Raw genomic sequence first — 2,200 nt, forward strand, 5'->3', positions numbered from 1 at the left:
GACTTTAAATCAAGCAATACAATTATTCAAGGTAGTATTAATACTACAAATAATATGGAATTAAATAATTCTAATATTAAAGGCGATATAACTGCTAATAATTTAACTTTAAATAATTCTAGTATTACTAATAAAGCTGATGGTTCTACTAATACTATAAATGTTACAAACGATTTAACTATAAATAACGAAAGCCAAACTACTATTGATGGAAATTTCAAAGTAGGCAATGACTTTAAATCAAGCAATACAATCTTTAGCGGAGATATAACTGCAAATAATTTATTAAGCGATAATAAAAGCACTTTTCAAGGTAATGTTAGTGCTGATAGCATAAATGCAGTTGGTTCTACATTTGAGCAAACTCTAACTATTACAGGTAATAGTAAAAACAATGTCTTAGATAAAGCTAAATTAGAACAAGGCATAGTAATTGATAGTAAAGATGCACAAGTAAGTGTAATAAACGGTTCAGAAATCAAAGGAGAAATAAAAAACGAAGGCTTTATAAATGTAGAAGAAGGCTCAAAGGTATCAGAAAAAGTAACAGGTAGTGGTATTTTAAAAACCGATGGAGCTTTTTATGAAGATAATGTAAGTATGGGAGAAGTAAGTGGAACTAATAATACCTTTAAAGGTAATGTGAATATAGGTCAAATAAGTGGAACTAATAATACCTTTGAAGGCGATGTAATTATTACAAATACAAATACCGAAGTAAAAGCTGATAATAATACCTTTTTAGGCAATGTATCAGTAAATAATGGTAAACTTAGTGCTACTACTAATAACAACTTTAAAGACATTAATGCTAATAATATTGATTTTATAAACGATGATATAAAAACAACCGATGAAATCAAAGCTCAAACAATAAAAGTAGATGATAAGCTAGTAATTAAAAATATAGATTTAAAAACAACTTCTATTAGTGCAAACAAAGGAGAGATTACAAACTCAAATGTATTCTTAAATAATACTAATGAAGGCTCTAAAGATACTAAAGTATTTTTAAAAGGTAAAGATGATAATGCTAGTAGTGTATATGATAAAGCAGAAATAACAAGTGGAGATTACACTATAGAAAAATCAGCTATTAAAGGTGGTATTAGAGCTAATACCTTAACTACAACTAATTCAAAAATAGTAGGGCAATTAGCAGTAAATAATCTAAACGCTACTAATTCTACATTTTATATAACAGGTGGTGGATATAATACTTCTTTATATAATCACTTTAGTGGAGCAATCATTGCAAGATATGGTGCAAGTGGCTTTAATAATATAATTAATATTTCTAATACAAACTTAGGCTTATTAATTAATGGCTATGTTCCTATTGCAATTATTAATAATACTAACAACTCAAATACTACTAATTCAAATTCTACAAGAGCTGATATGATAGCTACAGCACCTAAGGTAGTTAGTGAAGATTTCTTTAAGATAACTTATACAACACCTATTTCAAGTGTATTATTATCACCTAATCTAGTTCATTATACAACTATGCAAGATGAGAATGGAACTAAAGAAGTTTGGAGTGTAGGTTTAGCTGGTAAAGAATTAAGCAAAGATGAAATCCAAGCAATAATTGATGGTAAAGGCAATGTTAATTACACTACAACAGAATTAATTAATAAAAACTATAAAGATTATTTTATGAGTGAATTATTAGACGATAATACAAAAGCTGAATTAAAAAGCATAATTAATACACCTTATTATGTAGCAAAAAATCAAGCAGATATTTTAAATGATAGATTTACTTATCTAAGAGATGATATTAAAAATCACGGCTTTTGGGTGAATAATTCATATAATTATTTAAAGACTAATTATAATGATTTAAGAAACAAAGGCACAAGCGTTGGTATAGATAAGAATATAAGCTTAGATAGATTTAATCTAACTTATGGAGTATTTGCAAATATTTCAAGATTAGAAATAAATAAAGCTTTAAGCTCTTCTACTAATGTAAGGTCATTTGGAGCTTATGCTTCTACTAATTTTTATAATGGAAGCTTTATTGATTATTCTTTAGCTTATGTAACATTAAAAAATAAATTTGAAGCTAAAAAGATTGATTTATACACTACTAATTACTTAGACTTATATCAAATAGGTTTAGGCTTAGGACATAGATTTAGTATAAATAATAATTACTTAGAGCCTAATATTAAATTAATAGCTACTAGAT

1 protein-coding gene is annotated in these 2,200 nt (G+C 26.5%); it reads left to right on the top strand.

The features are described from left to right. Positions 1 to 2,200: hypothetical protein (locus tag AVBRAN12647_RS09490; RefSeq protein ID WP_336615103.1), on the top strand; the 2,200-nt coding region annotated here is incomplete at both ends.

It is taken from the genome of Campylobacter sp. RM12647 (assembly GCF_020138135.1).
GTDB lineage: Bacteria > Campylobacterota > Campylobacteria > Campylobacterales > Campylobacteraceae > Campylobacter_E.